At 64.6% G+C, this 15,722-nt stretch carries 17 protein-coding genes; 11 read left to right on the top strand and 6 right to left on the bottom strand.

Annotation, left to right across the window (positions count from 1 at the left end):
- Nucleotides 1–2: 2 nt before the first annotated feature.
- From V8192_RS11300 to V8192_RS11280, 5 genes are all read left to right on the top strand, one after another.
- Nucleotides 3–722 (top strand): Crp/Fnr family transcriptional regulator, encoded by a 720-nt coding sequence (locus V8192_RS11300; protein ID WP_341633169.1) that lies wholly within the window; start codon nt 3–5, stop codon nt 720–722.
- Between the two features lie 122 nt (nt 723–844).
- Complete coding sequence (locus V8192_RS11295) at nt 845–1,543, top strand: tetratricopeptide repeat protein (protein ID WP_341633168.1); 699 nt, start codon at nt 845–847, stop codon at nt 1,541–1,543.
- 8 nt (nt 1,544–1,551) lie between these two features.
- Nucleotides 1,552–2,883, top strand: coding sequence for a PQQ-like beta-propeller repeat protein (locus V8192_RS11290; RefSeq protein ID WP_341633167.1), 1,332 nt, complete (start codon nt 1,552–1,554; stop codon nt 2,881–2,883).
- Between the two features lie 39 nt (nt 2,884–2,922).
- Nucleotides 2,923–4,275, top strand: coding sequence for a ribosome biogenesis GTPase Der (gene der, locus V8192_RS11285; RefSeq protein WP_341633166.1), 1,353 nt, complete (start codon nt 2,923–2,925; stop codon nt 4,273–4,275).
- An 80-nt stretch (nt 4,276–4,355) separates the two neighbouring features.
- Entirely contained in the window at nt 4,356–4,790 is a 435-nt protein-coding gene (locus tag V8192_RS11280; RefSeq protein WP_341633165.1) for an Hpt domain-containing protein, read from the top strand.
- Here V8192_RS11280 and bfr read toward each other — a convergent pair.
- The 6 genes from bfr to V8192_RS11250 all read right to left on the bottom strand — a co-directional run bounded on the left by bfr (nt 4,787) and on the right by V8192_RS11250 (nt 10,426).
- Nucleotides 4,787–5,266 carry a bacterioferritin gene (gene bfr, locus V8192_RS11275; protein ID WP_341633164.1) on the bottom strand — a complete coding sequence of 160 codons (480 nt, stop codon included), beginning with the start codon at nt 5,264–5,266 and terminating at the stop codon, nt 4,787–4,789. The two genes, V8192_RS11280 and bfr, sit on opposite strands and share 4 nt — an antisense overlap.
- A 16-nt stretch (nt 5,267–5,282) precedes the next feature.
- The gene (locus V8192_RS11270; RefSeq protein WP_341633163.1) at nt 5,283–5,507 is read right to left on the bottom strand and encodes a (2Fe-2S)-binding protein; all 225 of its coding nucleotides are present in this window, start codon (nt 5,505–5,507) and stop codon (nt 5,283–5,285) included.
- A gap of 9 nt (nt 5,508–5,516) precedes the next feature.
- Entirely contained in the window at nt 5,517–5,969 is a 453-nt protein-coding gene (locus V8192_RS11265) for a hypothetical protein (protein ID WP_341633162.1), read from the bottom strand.
- A 72-nt stretch (nt 5,970–6,041) separates the two neighbouring features.
- On the bottom strand, nt 6,042–8,282 hold the full coding sequence (gene purL / locus V8192_RS11260; protein ID WP_341633161.1) for a phosphoribosylformylglycinamidine synthase subunit PurL: 2,241 nt from the start codon (nt 8,280–8,282) through the stop codon (nt 6,042–6,044).
- A 33-nt stretch (nt 8,283–8,315) separates the two neighbouring features.
- Nucleotides 8,316–9,899 carry a serine hydrolase domain-containing protein gene (locus tag V8192_RS11255; RefSeq protein ID WP_341633160.1) on the bottom strand — a complete coding sequence of 528 codons (1,584 nt, stop codon included), beginning with the start codon at nt 9,897–9,899 and terminating at the stop codon, nt 8,316–8,318.
- Nucleotides 9,900–10,033: 134 nt separating this feature from the next.
- Nucleotides 10,034–10,426 (bottom strand): hypothetical protein, encoded by a 393-nt coding sequence (locus tag V8192_RS11250; RefSeq protein WP_341633159.1) that lies wholly within the window; start codon nt 10,424–10,426, stop codon nt 10,034–10,036.
- Nucleotides 10,427–10,471: 45 nt separating this feature from the next.
- On the opposite strand from V8192_RS11250, the gene V8192_RS11245 reads away from it, so the two are divergent.
- The 6 genes from V8192_RS11245 to V8192_RS11220 all read left to right on the top strand — a co-directional run bounded on the left by V8192_RS11245 (nt 10,472) and on the right by V8192_RS11220 (nt 15,716).
- The gene (locus V8192_RS11245; protein ID WP_341633158.1) at nt 10,472–10,753 is read left to right on the top strand and encodes a hypothetical protein; all 282 of its coding nucleotides are present in this window, start codon (nt 10,472–10,474) and stop codon (nt 10,751–10,753) included.
- On the top strand, nt 10,750–11,490 hold the full coding sequence (locus V8192_RS11240; RefSeq protein WP_341633157.1) for a motility-associated ABC transporter substrate-binding family protein: 741 nt from the start codon (nt 10,750–10,752) through the stop codon (nt 11,488–11,490). Before V8192_RS11245 ends, V8192_RS11240 begins: the two co-directional genes overlap by 4 nt.
- Nucleotides 11,491–11,762: 272 nt before the next feature.
- Nucleotides 11,763–12,251 (top strand): division/cell wall cluster transcriptional repressor MraZ, encoded by a 489-nt coding sequence (locus V8192_RS11235; protein WP_341633156.1) that lies wholly within the window; start codon nt 11,763–11,765, stop codon nt 12,249–12,251.
- Complete coding sequence (gene rsmH / locus V8192_RS11230) at nt 12,248–13,204, top strand: 16S rRNA (cytosine(1402)-N(4))-methyltransferase RsmH (protein ID WP_341633155.1); 957 nt, start codon at nt 12,248–12,250, stop codon at nt 13,202–13,204. The genes V8192_RS11235 and rsmH overlap by 4 nt, the downstream gene beginning before the upstream one ends.
- Nucleotides 13,201–14,007: a hypothetical protein gene (locus V8192_RS11225; protein ID WP_341633154.1), complete on the top strand. Its 807-nt coding sequence runs from the start codon at nt 13,201–13,203 to the stop codon at nt 14,005–14,007. The genes rsmH and V8192_RS11225 overlap by 4 nt, the downstream gene beginning before the upstream one ends.
- Nucleotides 14,004–15,716 carry a peptidoglycan D,D-transpeptidase FtsI family protein gene (locus V8192_RS11220; RefSeq protein WP_341633153.1) on the top strand — a complete coding sequence of 571 codons (1,713 nt, stop codon included), beginning with the start codon at nt 14,004–14,006 and terminating at the stop codon, nt 15,714–15,716. Before V8192_RS11225 ends, V8192_RS11220 begins: the two co-directional genes overlap by 4 nt.
- Nucleotides 15,717–15,722: the final 6 nt, after the last annotated feature.

The raw sequence follows: 15,722 nt of genomic DNA, 5'->3' as shown, positions 1-15,722 counted from the left end.
CCATGATCGAGGTTCATCTCAGGAAGCTTCGGGCTCGCGACGAAATCAGCGCCCAGGAAGAGCAGGCGATCCGGGGCCTCATCTCGCAGGTCATCGAGATCCCCGAGGACAGGACTTTCATTCGCCACGGCGAAGAGCTTCACCAGTCGACGTTGCTGCTCGACGGCTGGCTCGCGCGCGCCAAGGATCTTCCCAGCGGCCAGCGCCAGATTGCCGAACTGCATGTCGCAGGCGACTTCGCGGATCTCCACGGCTTCACGCTGAAGCATCTCGACCATGACCTGATCTCGATGAGCCGTTGCCGCCTCGCGCTCGTTCCGCATGACCGGCTGGTCGAGTTGACGGAGCGCTTCCCTCACCTGACCCGTGTCTACTGGTTCAGCACGAACCTCGATGCAGCGATCCACCGCGAGTGGACGCTGTCCCTCGGCCGCCGCTCCGCGCTTGGCCGCATGGCGCACCTGTTCTGCGAGCTCAACATCCGCCTTGCGATTGCGGACCGGGCGCAGAACGACAGCTACGAATTTCCGCTGACTCAGGTGGAACTTGGAGAGTGCCTGGGTCTCACTGCGGTCCACGTGAACCGCACGCTCCAGGAGCTTCGCCGAATGGGCCTCCTCGAATTGCAGAACCGCCGGGTCAGCATCCTGGACCTCAAGGGACTGAAGGGCGTTGCCGAATTCGACCCCGCCTATCTCTATCTCGAAAAGGAGGTGCGTTAGCGCACCCCTTTGCGTTTCGCGCCGTAGCCGCTAGACGAAGCGGCGCCAGCTTCCGTTCATCTGGGGTGGGGAAGGGAAGCGACCGGCATGTGGATCCCTGACCGAGCGGATTGAGGCACTTTTTGGCGCAGCCCCCGGATATTAGCGATTCGTTCGTCCGCGAGGTCGATGAGAACCTCCGGCGCGATCAAATGCGCGACTTCTTCAAGGCGTACGGCAATTTGCTGGCCGTCTTCGTCGTCCTGCTCCTCGCGGCGAGCGGCGGGTTCATCTGGTGGAAGCAGCACCAGGCGCAGCAGCACGGCGAGCAGGTCGAGAAGCTGGCCGAGATCTACAAGGATGCGGGCTCGGGCAACACCACCCAGCTTCCGCAGCAGCTCGACGAGCTGTCGAAGAGCAATAGCAAGGCCGTTCGAACCCAGGCGCGATTCGTTCGCGCAGCGCTTGCGCTCCAGCAGAGCGACCAGAAGACCGCGATCGCGATCTTCAGGGAACTGGCGAATGACGGCAGCCTGCCGCCACCCTATCGCAATGCGGCCCTTGTCCGTGAGACCGCGCTCGAGTTCGACCAACTGCAGCCCCAGGAAGTCGTCGCGAGGCTTCAGCCGCTTGCGAAGCCCGGCGAGCCATGGTTCGGAAGCGCCGGCGAGCTCACCGCTCTTGCCATGATCAAGCAGGGCAGGAAGCAGGAAGCCGGACAACTCTTCGCTGCCATCGGCAGGGATAACAGCGTACCCGAAAGCATCCGCACCCGCGCCGTTCAGATCGCGGGCTCGCTAGGCGTCGACGCAAGCGCGGCGCTCCCGACCCAGGCCCAGTAGGACCACCAATGACTACAAAGAAGTATTTCCGCGTCGCCATCCTGATTGCGGCGGCACTCGCCGCCAGCGGCTGCGGCGTGTTCAAGAAAGGCAAGGCCAGTACGCCCGTCATCGGACAGCGGATCGCAGTCCTGACCGGCGAGGGCGACGTTACTGTCGATCCCGCGACTGCCACCTTGCCGATGAGCCTTCCGCAGCCTGCGGTGAACACCGACTGGACCCAGTCGGGCGGCAACGCGACGAAATCGATGGGTCACCTCGCGTTCGGCAACGCGCTGACTCGCGCCTTCACCGTCCAGGCCGGCCGCGGCAGCTCGCTTTCGGCTCGTCTCGCGGCTGCGCCGGTCGTTGCCAACGGGCGCATCTATGCGATCGACACACTCGGAACCGTGCGCGCCTTCGACGCGCGCACCGGCGGCAGCCTGTGGTCGAGCCAGACACCCTCCGAAAAGGGAAACCAGGCATCGCTGTACGGCGGCGGGATCGCCTACGACCAGGGCCGCATCTATGCGACCAACGGCCTTGGTTATGTCGCAGCGCTCGATGACCGCAACGGCGGCCTCATCTGGAAGGTGCGACCAGGCGGGCCGCTTCGCGGTGCCCCGACGGTCGCCAACGGCGCCGTCTATGTCATGAGCGAGGACAATCAGATCTATTCGCTCAAGGAAGACGACGGCTCGACCAACTGGTCGCAGGCCGCTTCGCTCGAGATTGCAGGCGTATTCGGCTCAGCATCTCCGGCAGTCGGGCAGGGCACGGTGGTCGCCGGATTCTCCTCGGGCGAACTCAACGCCTACCGCTACGAGAACGGGCGAATGGTCTGGCAGGACGCCCTGCAGCGCACCAGCATCCGAACGAGCGTCTCTTCGCTGAACGACATCGATGCCGACCCCGTGATCGACAATGGCCAGGTGATAGCGGTTGGCCAGGGCGGACGCATGGTTGCGCTCGATATCCTGACCGGCCAGCGCCAATGGGAGCTGAACATTGCCGGCATCGACACGCCGTGGGTCGCCGGCGACTGGATCTTCGTCGTGACGGACCAGGCAAAGCTGATTTCGGTCTATCGGCAGAACGGGCACATCCGCTGGATCACGCAGCTCCAGCAGTTCGTGAAGCCCAAATCGAAGAAGGGCGAAGTGGACTATTCGGGGCCGGTCCTTGCCGGCAACCGGCTGATCATCACCGGCTCCAACGGCGCTGTCATCACGGTCGACCCGGCTACCGGCGCGATCCAGGGGCAGACGACTGTCGGGGCACCGATCAGCCTCTCCCCGATCGTCGCGAACTCGACGCTCTACGTGCTGGACGACCGCGGCCGTCTGAACGCGTTTCGCTAGGTCCTCGCAGCGCCCTCACGGCGCTGCTATCCCCCCGCCATGCCTATTCCGACCGTCGCCATCGTGGGTCGTCCCAACGTCGGCAAATCCACGCTGTTCAATCGGCTCGTGGGCAAGCGCGTTGCCCTGGTCGACGACCGCCCCGGCGTCACTCGTGACCGGCGCGAGGGCGAGGCCAACCTCCTCGGTCTCGATTTCCGCGTGATCGATACTGCAGGCTTCGAGGATGAGGACGCAGCGACACTGCCCGGCCGGATGCGGCGCCAGACGGAGGCTGCCGTCGGCGATGCCGACGCGGCTCTGTTCATGGTCGATGCGAGAAACGGCATCACGCCGCTCGATGAAGAGATCGGTCGATGGCTTCGGGCAGAAACAACTCCGGTCATCGTTGTTGCCAACAAGGCAGAAGGAAACGCCGGCGAAAGCGGCATTCTTGATGCCTATCGCCTGGGGCTGGGCGAGCCGGTTGCGATCAGCGCAGAGCATGGGGAAGGGATTGCCGACCTCTTCGAGGCACTCCGCCCGCACGTCGAGCACGAACATTTCGAGAGCGACGAGGAGGACGAGAGCGAACATGCGCTGAGCCTCGCCGTCGTCGGCCGCCCGAACGCGGGCAAGTCGACGCTCGTCAACAGGATGCTTGGGCAGGAGCGGATGATCACCGGCCCCGAGGCCGGGATTACCCGCGATTCCATCAGTCTCGACTGGGAGTGGGAGGGGCGCCCGGTACGCCTCGTCGACACTGCGGGCCTGAGGAAGCGCGCCAAGGTCGAGGACAAGCTCGAACGCCTGTCGGCCGCCGATACCAGGCGCGCCATCGACTATGCCGAGGTAGTTGTCCTCCTTCTCGATGCGACGAGGGGCCTTGAGGTGCAGGACCTCAAAATCGCGGCGCAGGTCATCGATGAAGGCCGCGCACTCATCATCGCGCTCAACAAGTGGGATGTCGCCGACAATGCCTCGGCCCTCTTCAACGGGGTCAAGGCGGCGCTGCAGGAGGGCCTGGCCCAGTTGAAGGACGTGCCGGTTCTCACTGTCTCGGCCAAGACCGGCAAGGGCATCGATACGATCCTCAAGGTCGCCTTCGAGGTCCGCGAGGCCTGGAGCCGGCGCATTCCGACAGGCGAGCTCAACCGCTGGTTCGAGGCCGCGATTGCCGCCAACCCGCCGCCCGCGCCCAAGGGACAGCGGATCAAGCTTCGCTATATCACGCAGGTCAAGACAAGGCCGCCGAGCTTCGCGGTGTTCGGCAACCGGACCGACGAGCTGCCGGAAAGCTACCGCCGCTATCTCGTCAACGCCCTCCGGCGCGACCTCGGACTGGGGGCGGTTCCGCTTCGCCTCAATTTCCGCGGGCGCAGCAATCCGTTTGATCGCGGCCACCGGCGCTAAGCCAAATTTTACTCTTTTCCGACTATCCCGGAGCCTTGTGAAGTCAGCCGGCGGGGGCACCGGCGCTTGAGGAGCGGCATGTGAGCGAGGAAGCTCGGGAAATCGTCGATTGGGCGCATTTCGAACGATCGCGAAGCGAGCTGGGGCCCGGTTTCATCCGAATCCTCAGCTATTTCAAGGAGGACGGCGTCAAGTCGATCGCTCAGATCGAGGAGGCGATGCGCGAGGAGAACACGCCCGGGCTCGTCATTCCCGCGCACACCTTGAAGGGGGAGGCGCGCCAGCTCGGCGCCGAGCCCCTCGCCAAGATCGCCGAGCTCATCGAGACGACCGCGCGCTTTTGCGTCGAAACTCATCGCTTCCCTGACGAACTCGTTCCCGAGGTCGTCCAGCTCCGGACCCTGTTCAACGACACGGTCGAGCTCTTCGACAAGGCTACCAATCCCCTGAAGACGCGGACCGGTCCGGCGGGCTTTGGCCGGAAGGTCACGAACCAGGGCTTCGGCAGGATCTAGTCTTTTGCCGGCTCCGACTGGAGCTGGACATAGTTCTGAAGCCCCATCCGGCTAATCATCTCGAACTGCTGCTCGAGCGTGTCCACATGCTCTTCCTCGTTGTCGAGGATCTCCGAGAAAAGATCGCGGCTGCCGTAGTCGCGGACGCCCTCGCAATGCGCGATCGCACCCTTGAGGTGGGTGAGGGCCTCGAGTTCAAGCTCGAGGTCCGCACGAAGGATCTCTTCGACATTCTCACCGATCCGGAGTCGGCCGAGCGCCTGAAAATTGGGGAGGCCATCGAGAAAGAGGATTCGCTCCGCGAGGCGATCCGCATGCTTCATCTCGTCGATTGATTCGGATCGTTCGAACTGGGCGAGCTTGTGCACACCCCAATTGTCGAGCAGCCGATAGTGAAGCCAATATTGATTGGTCGCGGTCAGCTCGTTCTTGAGCGCCTCGTTAAGAAGCTCGAGGACTTTGGAATCCCCCTTCATGGGGGCGCGGATGCGCTCAAGCCGCGGCGGCGTCAACCGTCAGGAGATCGGCCCGCTCTTCCTCGACGATCTCGCCGGCGTAGTCGAGGCAGCAGCCGCACTGGACCTCGCAGCCCAGGCAAGCATAGGCCGTCTCGGGCGAGGGCGCTCCCGCCCTGGCAGCCTTGCGGACCTCGGCCTCCGTGATTCGGTTGCAGATGCACACGATCATGCATCCTATATAGTCGATAATGCGAACCATTCGCAAGATCTATGCGCGCAAATAGTGTCTCGCGATGAGCAGGGTAGGTAGCGCGACCAGCACGATGTGGGCGAAGAGCTGCGTTCCGATCGAAAGCGCGCTCGGCGGCCAGGCGGCGGGAAACCGCAGCGGCACGACGAGAAGGTTCATCACCACGTAGGTGACAAGACCATAGACGAGGACCGAGACGAGCGGTCGGTGAAGAAGCGACGGGTGGTCGCGCGCGGCAAGGATGAAGACGCCGACCATAACTGCCATCAGCGTGAAGTGCACGACGAGACCCAGTGCAGAGCCTGCTCCTCCCCATTCGGTCGCCCTTGGGAAAGGACCCGAGGCAACGAACCTCAGCATGGCCGCCGGCTCCCGGCCTCGCATCAGCGTCAGTCCGGTCGCCAGAAGAATGTCGAGCGTCCCGCACAGGATCGTTGCAAGGATGATTGGCTTGAAAACGGCACCCTGCATGTTTCCCCCCGTTTGCGGCCCGTAATTGCTTTCCGAAGCGCCGCCGAACCGCAGCCGGCGCTATCCCCCGACCTAGAATTCCGGTGCCAGCTCGCTCCGCATGAGATTGGCAAAGAACCCCTGATGGGCCCGCCGAAGCTCGGCGAGGGGTACTGACTGGGACTTGCCGGTTGCGCTCGAGCGGATCAGCACCGCGTCTCCGCCGGTCGTCCCGATCTCGATCGCGAACAGCTGGGCAGCGTTGGCGATCGCGCGGACCCCTTCCGGCCAGCGCGTCGTGACGAGCATCCGGCCCTGGTCCTCGCCGAACAGGATTGCTGCGGGATTGCGCGCGCTTGGAAGTTTCACCTCTGCGCCGATCGATCCCGCGAGCGCCATCTCCGCGATCGCGACCAGTGCGCCCCCATCGCTGATGTCGTGGATTGCGGTGACTTTGCCGCCGGCAATGAGATCGCGCGCGACCTGGCCAAGTCGCCGCTCGACCGCGAGATCGACGGGCGGTGGGGGACCTTCGCGGCGGCCGTGGCAGACCTCCAGCCAGAGGGACTGGCCGACATGCCCCGTCGAGTGGCCAAGGAGCATGAGCGTCTCGCCGTCCGACTTGAAGGCAAGGGTGGCTGAATGCTCCCAGTTCTCGAGGATCCCGACGCCGCCGATCGCCGGCGTTGGAAGGATCGCGAGGCTGGTCCCGTCCTCGTTCTTGGTTTCATTGTAGAGCGACACATTCCCGCTCACGACCGGAAAATCGAGCGCCTTTGCGGCCTCGGCCATGCCCTCGATGCAGCCGACGAACTGTCCCATGATCTCGGGCCGCTGCGGATTGCCGAAGTTCAGGCAGTTCGTGATGGCGAGCGGCGTTGCACCGACAGCGCAGAGGTTGCGATAGGCCTCGGCGACCGCCTGCTTCCCGCCCTCGACCGGATCTGCCTGGCAATAACGCGGGGTTACGTCCGTCGTCATTGCGAGGGCCTTCCTGGTCCCGTGCACCCGGACCACCGCGGCATCGCCTCCAGGCTTCTGGACCGTGTCGGCTCCGACCGATTGATCATACTGCTCCCAGACCCACCGCCGGCTCGCGAGGTTGGGGGAGGCCATGAGCTTCAGGAGGTCCGCGCCAATGTCGCCACTCTCGGGGACGTCACCCAGCGGCTCGGACGCCCTGGGAACGGTATAGGGTCGTTCGTAGCAGGGCGCTTCGTCGGCCAGCGGGCCAAGCGGGATGTCGCAAACGACTTCTCCCTCCCAGACCAATTCCATCCGGCCAGTGTCGGTCACTTCGCCGATCACGGCGAAATCCAGCTCCCACTTGCGAAAGACCGCCTCGGCCTCGCCCTCGCGCCCGGGCTTCAGGACCATCAGCATCCGCTCCTGGCTTTCAGAGAGCATCATTTCATAGGGCGTCATTCCGGCTTCTCGGCACGGGACCCTGTTCATGTCGAGCCGGATGCCCACGCCGCCCTTGCTCGCCATCTCGACCGACGACGAGGTGAGCCCGGCCGCTCCCATGTCCTGAATGGCGACGATGGCGTCCGACGCCATCAATTCGAGGCAGGCCTCGATGAGCAGTTTTTCGGTGAAGGGATCGCCCACTTGTACGGTCGGCCGCTTCTCCTCGCTGTCCTCGGAGAAGTCGGCGCTCGCCATCGTGGCGCCGTGAATTCCGTCCCTGCCGGTTTTCGAGCCGACATAGACCACCGGGTTACCGATGCCGGCCGCCGCCGAATAGAAGATCTTGTCGGTTTTCGCGACGCCGACGGTCATCGCGTTGACGAGGATGTTGCCGTCGTAGGCGGGGTCGAAGTTCACCTCGCCTCCAACGGTCGGGACCCCCACGCAATTGCCATAGCCGCCGATGCCGGCGACGACGCCGGCAACGAGATGGCGGGTCTTGGGGTGATCAGGCCGGCCGAACCGGAGCGCGTTCAGGTTGGCAACCGGTCGGGCGCCCATGGTGAAGACGTCGCGCAGAATCCCCCCGACACCGGTCGCCGCGCCCTGGTAGGGCTCGATGTAGGAGGGATGATTGTGGCTCTCCATCTTGAAGATCGCCGCATCGCCGTCCCCGATATCGATCACGCCTGCATTTTCGCCCGGACCCTGGATGACCCAGGGAGCGGACGTCGGCAGCTTTCTCAGGTGCACGCGCGAACTCTTGTAGCTGCAATGCTCTGACCACATGACGGAGAAGATGCCGAGCTCAACGCGATTCGGCTCGCGGCCCAGCGCCTTCAGGATGCGGTCATATTCCTCCGGCGAGAGGCCATGCTCTGCGACCATCTCGGGGGTGATGCGGGGGGCGTCCAACACGTCCATGGCGGCGCTCCTATCCGGCTTCCTGACGCAAGCCTAGATGTCGTGCCGAACGAACTTCTCACCCGACAAGATGAGCGTCTGCGGATGACCGTCGATGAAGTTGGCAAAGGAGGCGCGTTCCGGCGACCAGCTTTCCTTGCCGACGCGCCAGAGATTGTTGCCGATGGACACCATCGGATTCTCCGTACCGACCCATAACCTGCCGCCGCGTTCGACGATCACTGCAGGGCCGAACCACGGATTGTCGTTGACGTAGCGTCCTGCAAGCCTGGCAAGCGCGGCGTCCGGGCGAGGGAGGGCGCCGGAAACGCCTTCCCGAAGATAGGTGTCTGGACCCCAGCTCGCGCCCGTGATCGCGTTGCCCGATCGCTCGAACATCAAGGTGAAGTTGCGAAAGGAGGGGTGCGACGTGCGGAACTGTCCGTCATCGACAAACTGGAGCGGTGCACTGGTTCCGGCGGCGAGAATGGTGAGCGGATTGCCGGGACGAATCTCGAATTTGCCGGCAGGACCGGTGTAGCGCCCAGGGTATGACGCTGCATGGGAAAGCGGCGGCTCAAGCCGCGGCGGGGAGGGAAGGGGCCGCCCCGAGAGGGCATTGGTCAGCGCATCCACTGCAAAACGCGTCAGCAGGCGCGGCCGATACTCGGCAAAGGCATTGAGGGTCGAGCTGGCGAACGCGCCGACGCCGCTTGCTGTGTCGACATGGAAGGAGGACGAGAAGGACAGCATGCCCCCCGTGTGGTGGAGATAGGCACGCCCGTTTGCAGCGACATGCATCAGCCCGTTTCCATAGGCCATGCCTGGCGTATCGCTCGGGACTGCGTGACTGACGAACTGCCTCGCCTTGTCTCCGGGAAGCCCGAGCGCCCGTCGTCCTTGCGCAGCGCCTGAAAGCGCGCTGAGGAAGGCCAGCATGTCCTCGGCGGTCGAGGCCACGCATCCCGCGCCTGCAGTGACGTCCACCCAGGGGGCAGGCCGCAATGGCATGCCGCGAAGGTACGGCACCAGCTGGTCGGCCGGCTCGTAGCCCTGCGCGTAAAGAACCCTGTCCGCGCCGATGATTGCGCCCTTCGAGCGCCTCATCCCGAGCGGTGCGAATATGCGCTCGCGCAGCAGCCGGGACAGCGGCCTTCCGCCGACATGCTCGGCAAGCTTTCCGAGGATCTCGTAGCCGGTGTTCGAATAATGCCAGTGACGGCCCGGCGGGTAGGCGGTCCAGAGACCGCCAGCCGGAAACACCGGTGCGTCGCCCGGAAGGCCGGCGACATGATCGAGGAGATCCTGGACCCTGATCGCGTTGCCGTCCGGAAGGGAAACGGTCGGGAGCAGGGCGCTTACGCGATCGGTCAGGCGCAGGCGGCCCTCCGAGGCAAGCTGGTGCACGACCGATGCGACCATGACCTTGCTGATCGAGCCGATCTGGAAGAGCGTGTCGGGCGTAATCGGCGTTCGCGCGTCGGCGTTTGCATAGCCGAAATCGAGGGTCGTGCGCTCACCGGTCGGAGTGACCAGCCCCAGCGTCAATCCAGGAAGGAAATTGTAGTCGAGGTCTTCCCTGCCGAACGCGCGAATAGCCTCGAGCGCGTGGGTGAGGTCGGGACGGGCCTGCGCCAAGGCCGGCCCGGCAAGCTGGCCAGCAGCAATTGCGATGGCGCTTCCGGTGAAGGTTCGCCTGCTGAGAAGTAAATCGCTCCTCCGCGCCCGTTCAAATGACGCGGAGGGGCGATCCAAGCGGATTCTGCTTTTGCCTAGGCTTTGCAGGACTGGGCCGGATGGCCCGGGACGGCGATCTTGGCCGAGCTCGCGGTTGCCGCGCCCTCGACGGAATAGCCACCAGGAGCGCTCATGGCCTTGCCGGCTTCGGCCGCCGAGACCTGGGTCGGGCTTCCGCCCTCCTGGGTGCGAACGTTCGCAGTCTTGTTGTCCGACAGCCAGTCCACGTAGACGACCTTGTTGTCGGCACAACGATAGATCTTGCTGGCGACGATCGAGGGCGGCAGTGCGACTGGCCCTTTCGCCGCCACGTTGGCGGCGGGGTCGTTGACCTCCGGGCCGCCCGCGACGATCGTGTGACTTTCCTTGTTGCAGCCGGCTAGCGCTGCGGCTGCCGCAAGAGTGATGAGCAGAGGGGTGCGAGTCATACCTGCCCAATTGCGGGGTGGGAACGCACCGTCAAGGCCATCGTCTTGCATATTGTCGAACTGGGACATAGCTTTGTCGATCAAATGCCTTACCAGGCCGGAAGCAGCGCACAGCGCATTCGCATCGGACTGACGGGGCTTGCTTTCGCCTTTCTGCTGGTCCTGCTCGGCTCCATCATCAGCCGCTCGAGTCGGGACCACGTGAACAATGCGGCGGAGCAGGCTGCCGCCAACGAGCCTAGCGAGCCGCTCGCGGAACTCGGAGTGGCGCCCGGGTCATCGGAAAGCACCAACATCAGCAACAACAGCGCTGCTGCAAAGAAATGACCGGTGCGCGCGGGCGCGCGTTCGCCACGTTCGCCATTGGTCTTGCCGTCATTGCCCTAATTGCACTGGTCGTTCTTGCAAACGCGCGCACAGGTCGCCCGGCCTCGTCGCCACCACGCGCGGTCCAGTCGCGGAAACTTCTTTTGATCACCAGCCTGCCGATCATCTTCAACGAGGACTTCAGCCTCGCCGGCGGCGGGTCACCGGTCCTCAAGAAGCTCCGCACCTCCTATCGCGTCGCGCCGATCAGCGTCACCAGCCCCGCTGAACTTGCAGGGGGAAACCTGCTTCTGATGGCGCATGCGCCGGCACAGACTGCCCAGAACCTCGTTGCACTCGACGACTGGGTACGAAGGGGCGGCCATGTTCTTGTTCTTGCCGACCCGCTTCTCGAATGGCCGAGCAAGCGGCCGCTCGGCGACCGGCTGCGTCCTTCGCCCATGTTCATGGATACCGGTCTTCTTGCCCACTGGGGCCTCCGGCTCGACGCCCCTGACGAACGCGGACAGCAGGTCCGCAAGCTCGGCAGCTATCGAATAGTCACGGTCTCGCCCGGACGCCTGGCGGGCACGTGCGAAGTCGGGGACGATGGCTTCGACGCGCGGTGCAGGATTGGGAAGGGACGCGCGATCATCGTTGCCGATGCCGATTTCCTGAATACGCCGGCACTTGGCCGGGAGGCCCAGCACAACCTCGACGCGCTCATGGAAATGCTTGCCGCTCTGGCGCGGCCGTGATTCGCTGAGTCACAGACTTATCCACAGGGTCGGGAACTGGAACAGAAGCAGAATGAAACCATCGGTGCCCGTCCAAAAGCCGCAGAAATCCGCCGTCGACCATTAAATCCCATTAATTCCCACGAAAACCCATTGTATCCCGCAACCCGTTGAGTTACCAACATGGTTGGAGCGCAGGGGGCTGACCCTTTGATTCGAATCTGACGCGGCGCGCGCGACGGCGCGCATCCGCGGCCGATGGCCCGCGTGCTCCGAACGGGGAGTGTTTGGGCGTGGCGCTAGAGCATCTGTTTCAGGGCAGCGCACTGAACGCGGTCGACGGAAAAGGCCGCGTTTCCATTCCCGCATTCCTGCGCAGTGTGATCGAGCGCCGCGGCGATGCACGCACCATTGTTCTTGCAAAGCACGAAGCCTTTCCCTGCCTCAGCGCCTATGACCCCGCATATGCCGCGCTGAAGCATGCCAAGCTCGAGCGGCTGCTCGAAAAGGAAGAGACGAGCGCCGACGCGCAGCTCGAATACCAGCAGCGAAACCTCATGGCGTTCGCAGCAACCGAGGAAGTCCCCTACGACAGTTCCGGCCGCATCCTCATGCCCCCGATGATGCGCCGCAAGGGACAGATCGGGGATCTGGTCCTGTTCCTTGGCACTGGCGAGACCTTCCAGATCTGGAATCCCGACCTCCTCCTCGGCGACGATCGCATCCCCGAGGACCTCAAGGACATCGCCCGCTTTCGCCTCGAAGAGCGAGGCGCGTCATGACCAGCGCCGGCGCTAAAGCGGCCCCTCATGTGCCGGTGCTGGTCGATGACGTGATCGGTGCGCTGCGGCTTGCCGGCGGCGAGACGGTGGTCGATGGAACATTCGGAGCGGGCGGCTACACGCGCGCCATGCTCTCGGCGGGGGCGGGACGGGTGATCGGCTTTGATCGCGACCCCGACGCGATCGAGGCTGGACGGTCGCTCGTCCCGGACCCGCGCCTGCTTTTGATCGAAGACCGCTTTTCGCAGATGGACCGGGTGCTCGCTGAGCGTGGCATCGGCCAGGTCGACGCGATCGCGCTCGACATCGGTGTCAGCTCGATGCAGCTGGACCGCCCCGACCGCGGTTTTTCGTTCCAGGGCGACGGTCCGCTCGACATGCGGATGAGCAAGTCGGGCCTGACTGCCGCCGAGTTCCTGAATTCGGCCGAGGAGGCCGAGATCGCCCGGGTCCTGCGCGACTATGGGGAGGAGCCGCGCGCCCGGGCGATTGCCCGCGCCATCGTTGCTGCACGTCCCGTCGAACGCACCGCGGAACTCGCTGCGATCGTCCGCCGCGCCGCGGGGTTCCGGGCCGGACAAAAGAGTGATCCCGCGACCCGCACCTTCCAGGCAATCCGCATCCATCTCAATGCCGAGCTCGAGGAACTCGAGCGGGGTCTCGAAGCGGCCGAGCGTGCGCTGAAGCCCGGCGGCCGCATTGCAGTCGTCACCTTCCACAGTCTCGAGGACCGGATCGTCAAGCGCTTCTTCCGCGAGCGCAGCGGCGCAACTCCGGCAGGCTCGCGCCACCGGCCCGAGGTCGCCGACGTCCGCGAGCCGACCTTCGAGGACGTGGCAAAGCCCGTTTCACCCTCGGAGCGCGAGCTCGCTTCCAATCCGCGCGCCCGCTCGGCCCGGCTTCGCTCTGCCATCCGTACCTCCGCTCCACCTCGCAAGGAACGCCTGCAATGAGTACCCGCAGCTTCCGCTCGGTTTTCATGGTCGCAAGCTGCGCCGGTGCGGCGCTTGGCTGCTATCTTGTATCGCTGCGCGTCGCTTCCGAGCGCGCTTCGCTCGAGGACGTCGAGACGAAGATCGTGCTCGCACAGCGCGACATGCGCTTGCTTCAGACCGAGATCGGCACGCGGGGCCGACTCTCGCAGCTCGAACGGTGGAATGCCGGCGCCTTCGCACTTTCGGCGCCTTCCGCGGACCAGTTCCTCAAGGGCAGCTTCGAGCTCGCCCGCCTCGAGCAGCCGCAGCAGAAGGTCGATTTCCACGCCCCGGTGGTGCTTGCCTCGGCCCCCGCGCCGGCCAAGCAGCCAAGTGTGGGCCAGGCGGAAACCGACGATTCAGGAGCGCCTGCCCCTGCAACTGCACCTGCACCGACCGGGATGGCAGCCCGCTCGCTGCTTCATGAAGCAAGTTTGAGTACGGAGACGCGCGAGGTTCCGGCGCGGAGGGTCGTCGCATTGCCCCAGGCGACCGCCAAACCCATGGGCGCGCTGGCTACGGCGGCTAAGCCAGTTCCATCCAGGCCCATGAAGAAGCCGGACCTCGCGGCCGCCCAGCATCTTCAAAAGGTGGCGGAAAAGCCATTACTGACCACTTCGGCCACACGTTCGAAGGCGCCCGCCAAGAAATCCGTGGATAAGCTCGCGCTCGTTACGGCGAGGACGATGACAAAGCCGGTTCGCCTTGCGAAGGTCGATCCGCTCGCGCCGCTTCCGGCGAAGCATTCCGGTCACTCCAAGGATATCGCCGCCGAACGATGAACGCACCGTCGCCCGCTCTCGTCGCGCCACGGCCCGAGCGGCTCCGACTCGTCGGCCAGCGCCGCCAGCTGCTTGCGACCATGCATCAGCGGCTGATGTTCGGCATGCTGGTCTATGCCGGTATTGTCGCGCTGATCGCGCTTCGGATCCTCTATCTTGCGGCCTTTGGCGATCATGCGGGTCGCAAGGAAGGGCTGACCGCACTGGTTCCGGAGCGGGGAGACATCGTCGACCGGAACGGCGATCCGCTGGCACGCACGATCGATGCCTGGACCATCGCCGTTCATCCCTCGAAGGTGATCGGGGACAAGCTCGCCCTTGCACAGCGTCTTGCACAGCTGATTCCCGAGCAGTCGGCCGAGCAATATTTCGCGCTGCTGAAATCAGGTAAGCCATTCTTCTACCTCAGGCGCCGTGCTTCGCCTTCGCTTGTCGCGGCCGTGAACGCGATCGGTGAACCCGGCCTTGCGATCGAGCGTGAGCCGGACCGGCTCTACCCCCAGACGACGCTTGCCGCACATGTGCTCGGCTACACCGACATCGACGGCCACGGCGTTGCCGGCATGGAGCGGGCGATGGACAAATATCTGTCCGATCCTGCGACCCGCGGCGATCCGCTGGTCCTCTCGATCGACAGCCGCGTCCAGCAGGCCCTGGAGCACGAGCTCCTCGACGCGATGACCCATTTCTCCGCCATTGGCGCTGCCGGCGTCGTGATGGACGTCCACACGGGCGAGGTGCTGGCGATGACTTCGCTGCCCCAGCTCAATCCCAATGACGCGGGCAACGGTTCGATGGACGCGCGCTTCAACCGCGCGACACTGGGCGTCTACGAGCTGGGCTCGACGTTCAAGCCGTTCACCGTCGCGATGGCGATGGACCTCGGCGTCGTGAAGTCGTTCGGACAGATGTACAATTGCCCCGACGAGCTCCACGTCTATGGCCACACCGTGCATGACACCGAACCCTATGGCCGGCCGTGCTCGGTCGCCGAGATCATGAAGAACAGCTCGAACATCGGAACGGCACAGATTGCGGACCAGGTTGGAGCCGATCGCCAGAAGGCCTTCCTGAAGAAAATGGGCTTCCTCGATCCCGTCCGGGTGGAGCTGAAGGAGCGCGGCCGGACCCTGACGCCCGGTTCTCGCTGGGGTCCGTTCGAGACCATGACTGTCGGTTTCGGCCACGGCATTGCCGTCACGCCGCTACACCTTGCGACAGGCTATGCGACCCTGTTCAACGGCGGTGTTTACCACCCGGCAACCCTCCTCAAGATCGGTCCGGGGCACCCGGTGCCGCAGGGCATGCGAGTCTTCACCGAGGAGACCAGCTACAAGATGCGCGCGCTTCTGCGCCTGGTGGTCACGAGCGGAACGGGTCGCAAGGCCGACGCGCCCGGCTACCGCGTCGGCGGCAAGACGGGTACGGCTGAAAAGCTGGCGAACGGCCACTACACCTCGGCGGCGGTGGTCACGAGCTTCGCGGGTGTGTTCCCGATGGATGACCCGCGTTATGTGATGGTGATGATGCTCGACGATCCCAAGGCGACCAAGGAAACCTTTGGTTTCCATACTGCTGCATGGAACATCGGCCCGGCTTTCGGTGTCGCCGTGAGCCGGATCGCGCCGTTGCTCGGCGTCGAGCCCGACAAGAGCCGTGAGCCGGACATGAGCCAGGTTCTGCCATTCGTTCACGAGACGAAGGAGTAAGAGCTC

The sequence above is a fragment of the Sphingomonas agri genome (assembly GCF_038148795.1).
GTDB lineage: Bacteria > Pseudomonadota > Alphaproteobacteria > Sphingomonadales > Sphingomonadaceae > Sphingomicrobium > Sphingomicrobium agri.
The sequence above is the reverse complement of the archived record's forward strand: the minus strand, read 5'-3'. Positions and strand labels throughout refer to the sequence as shown.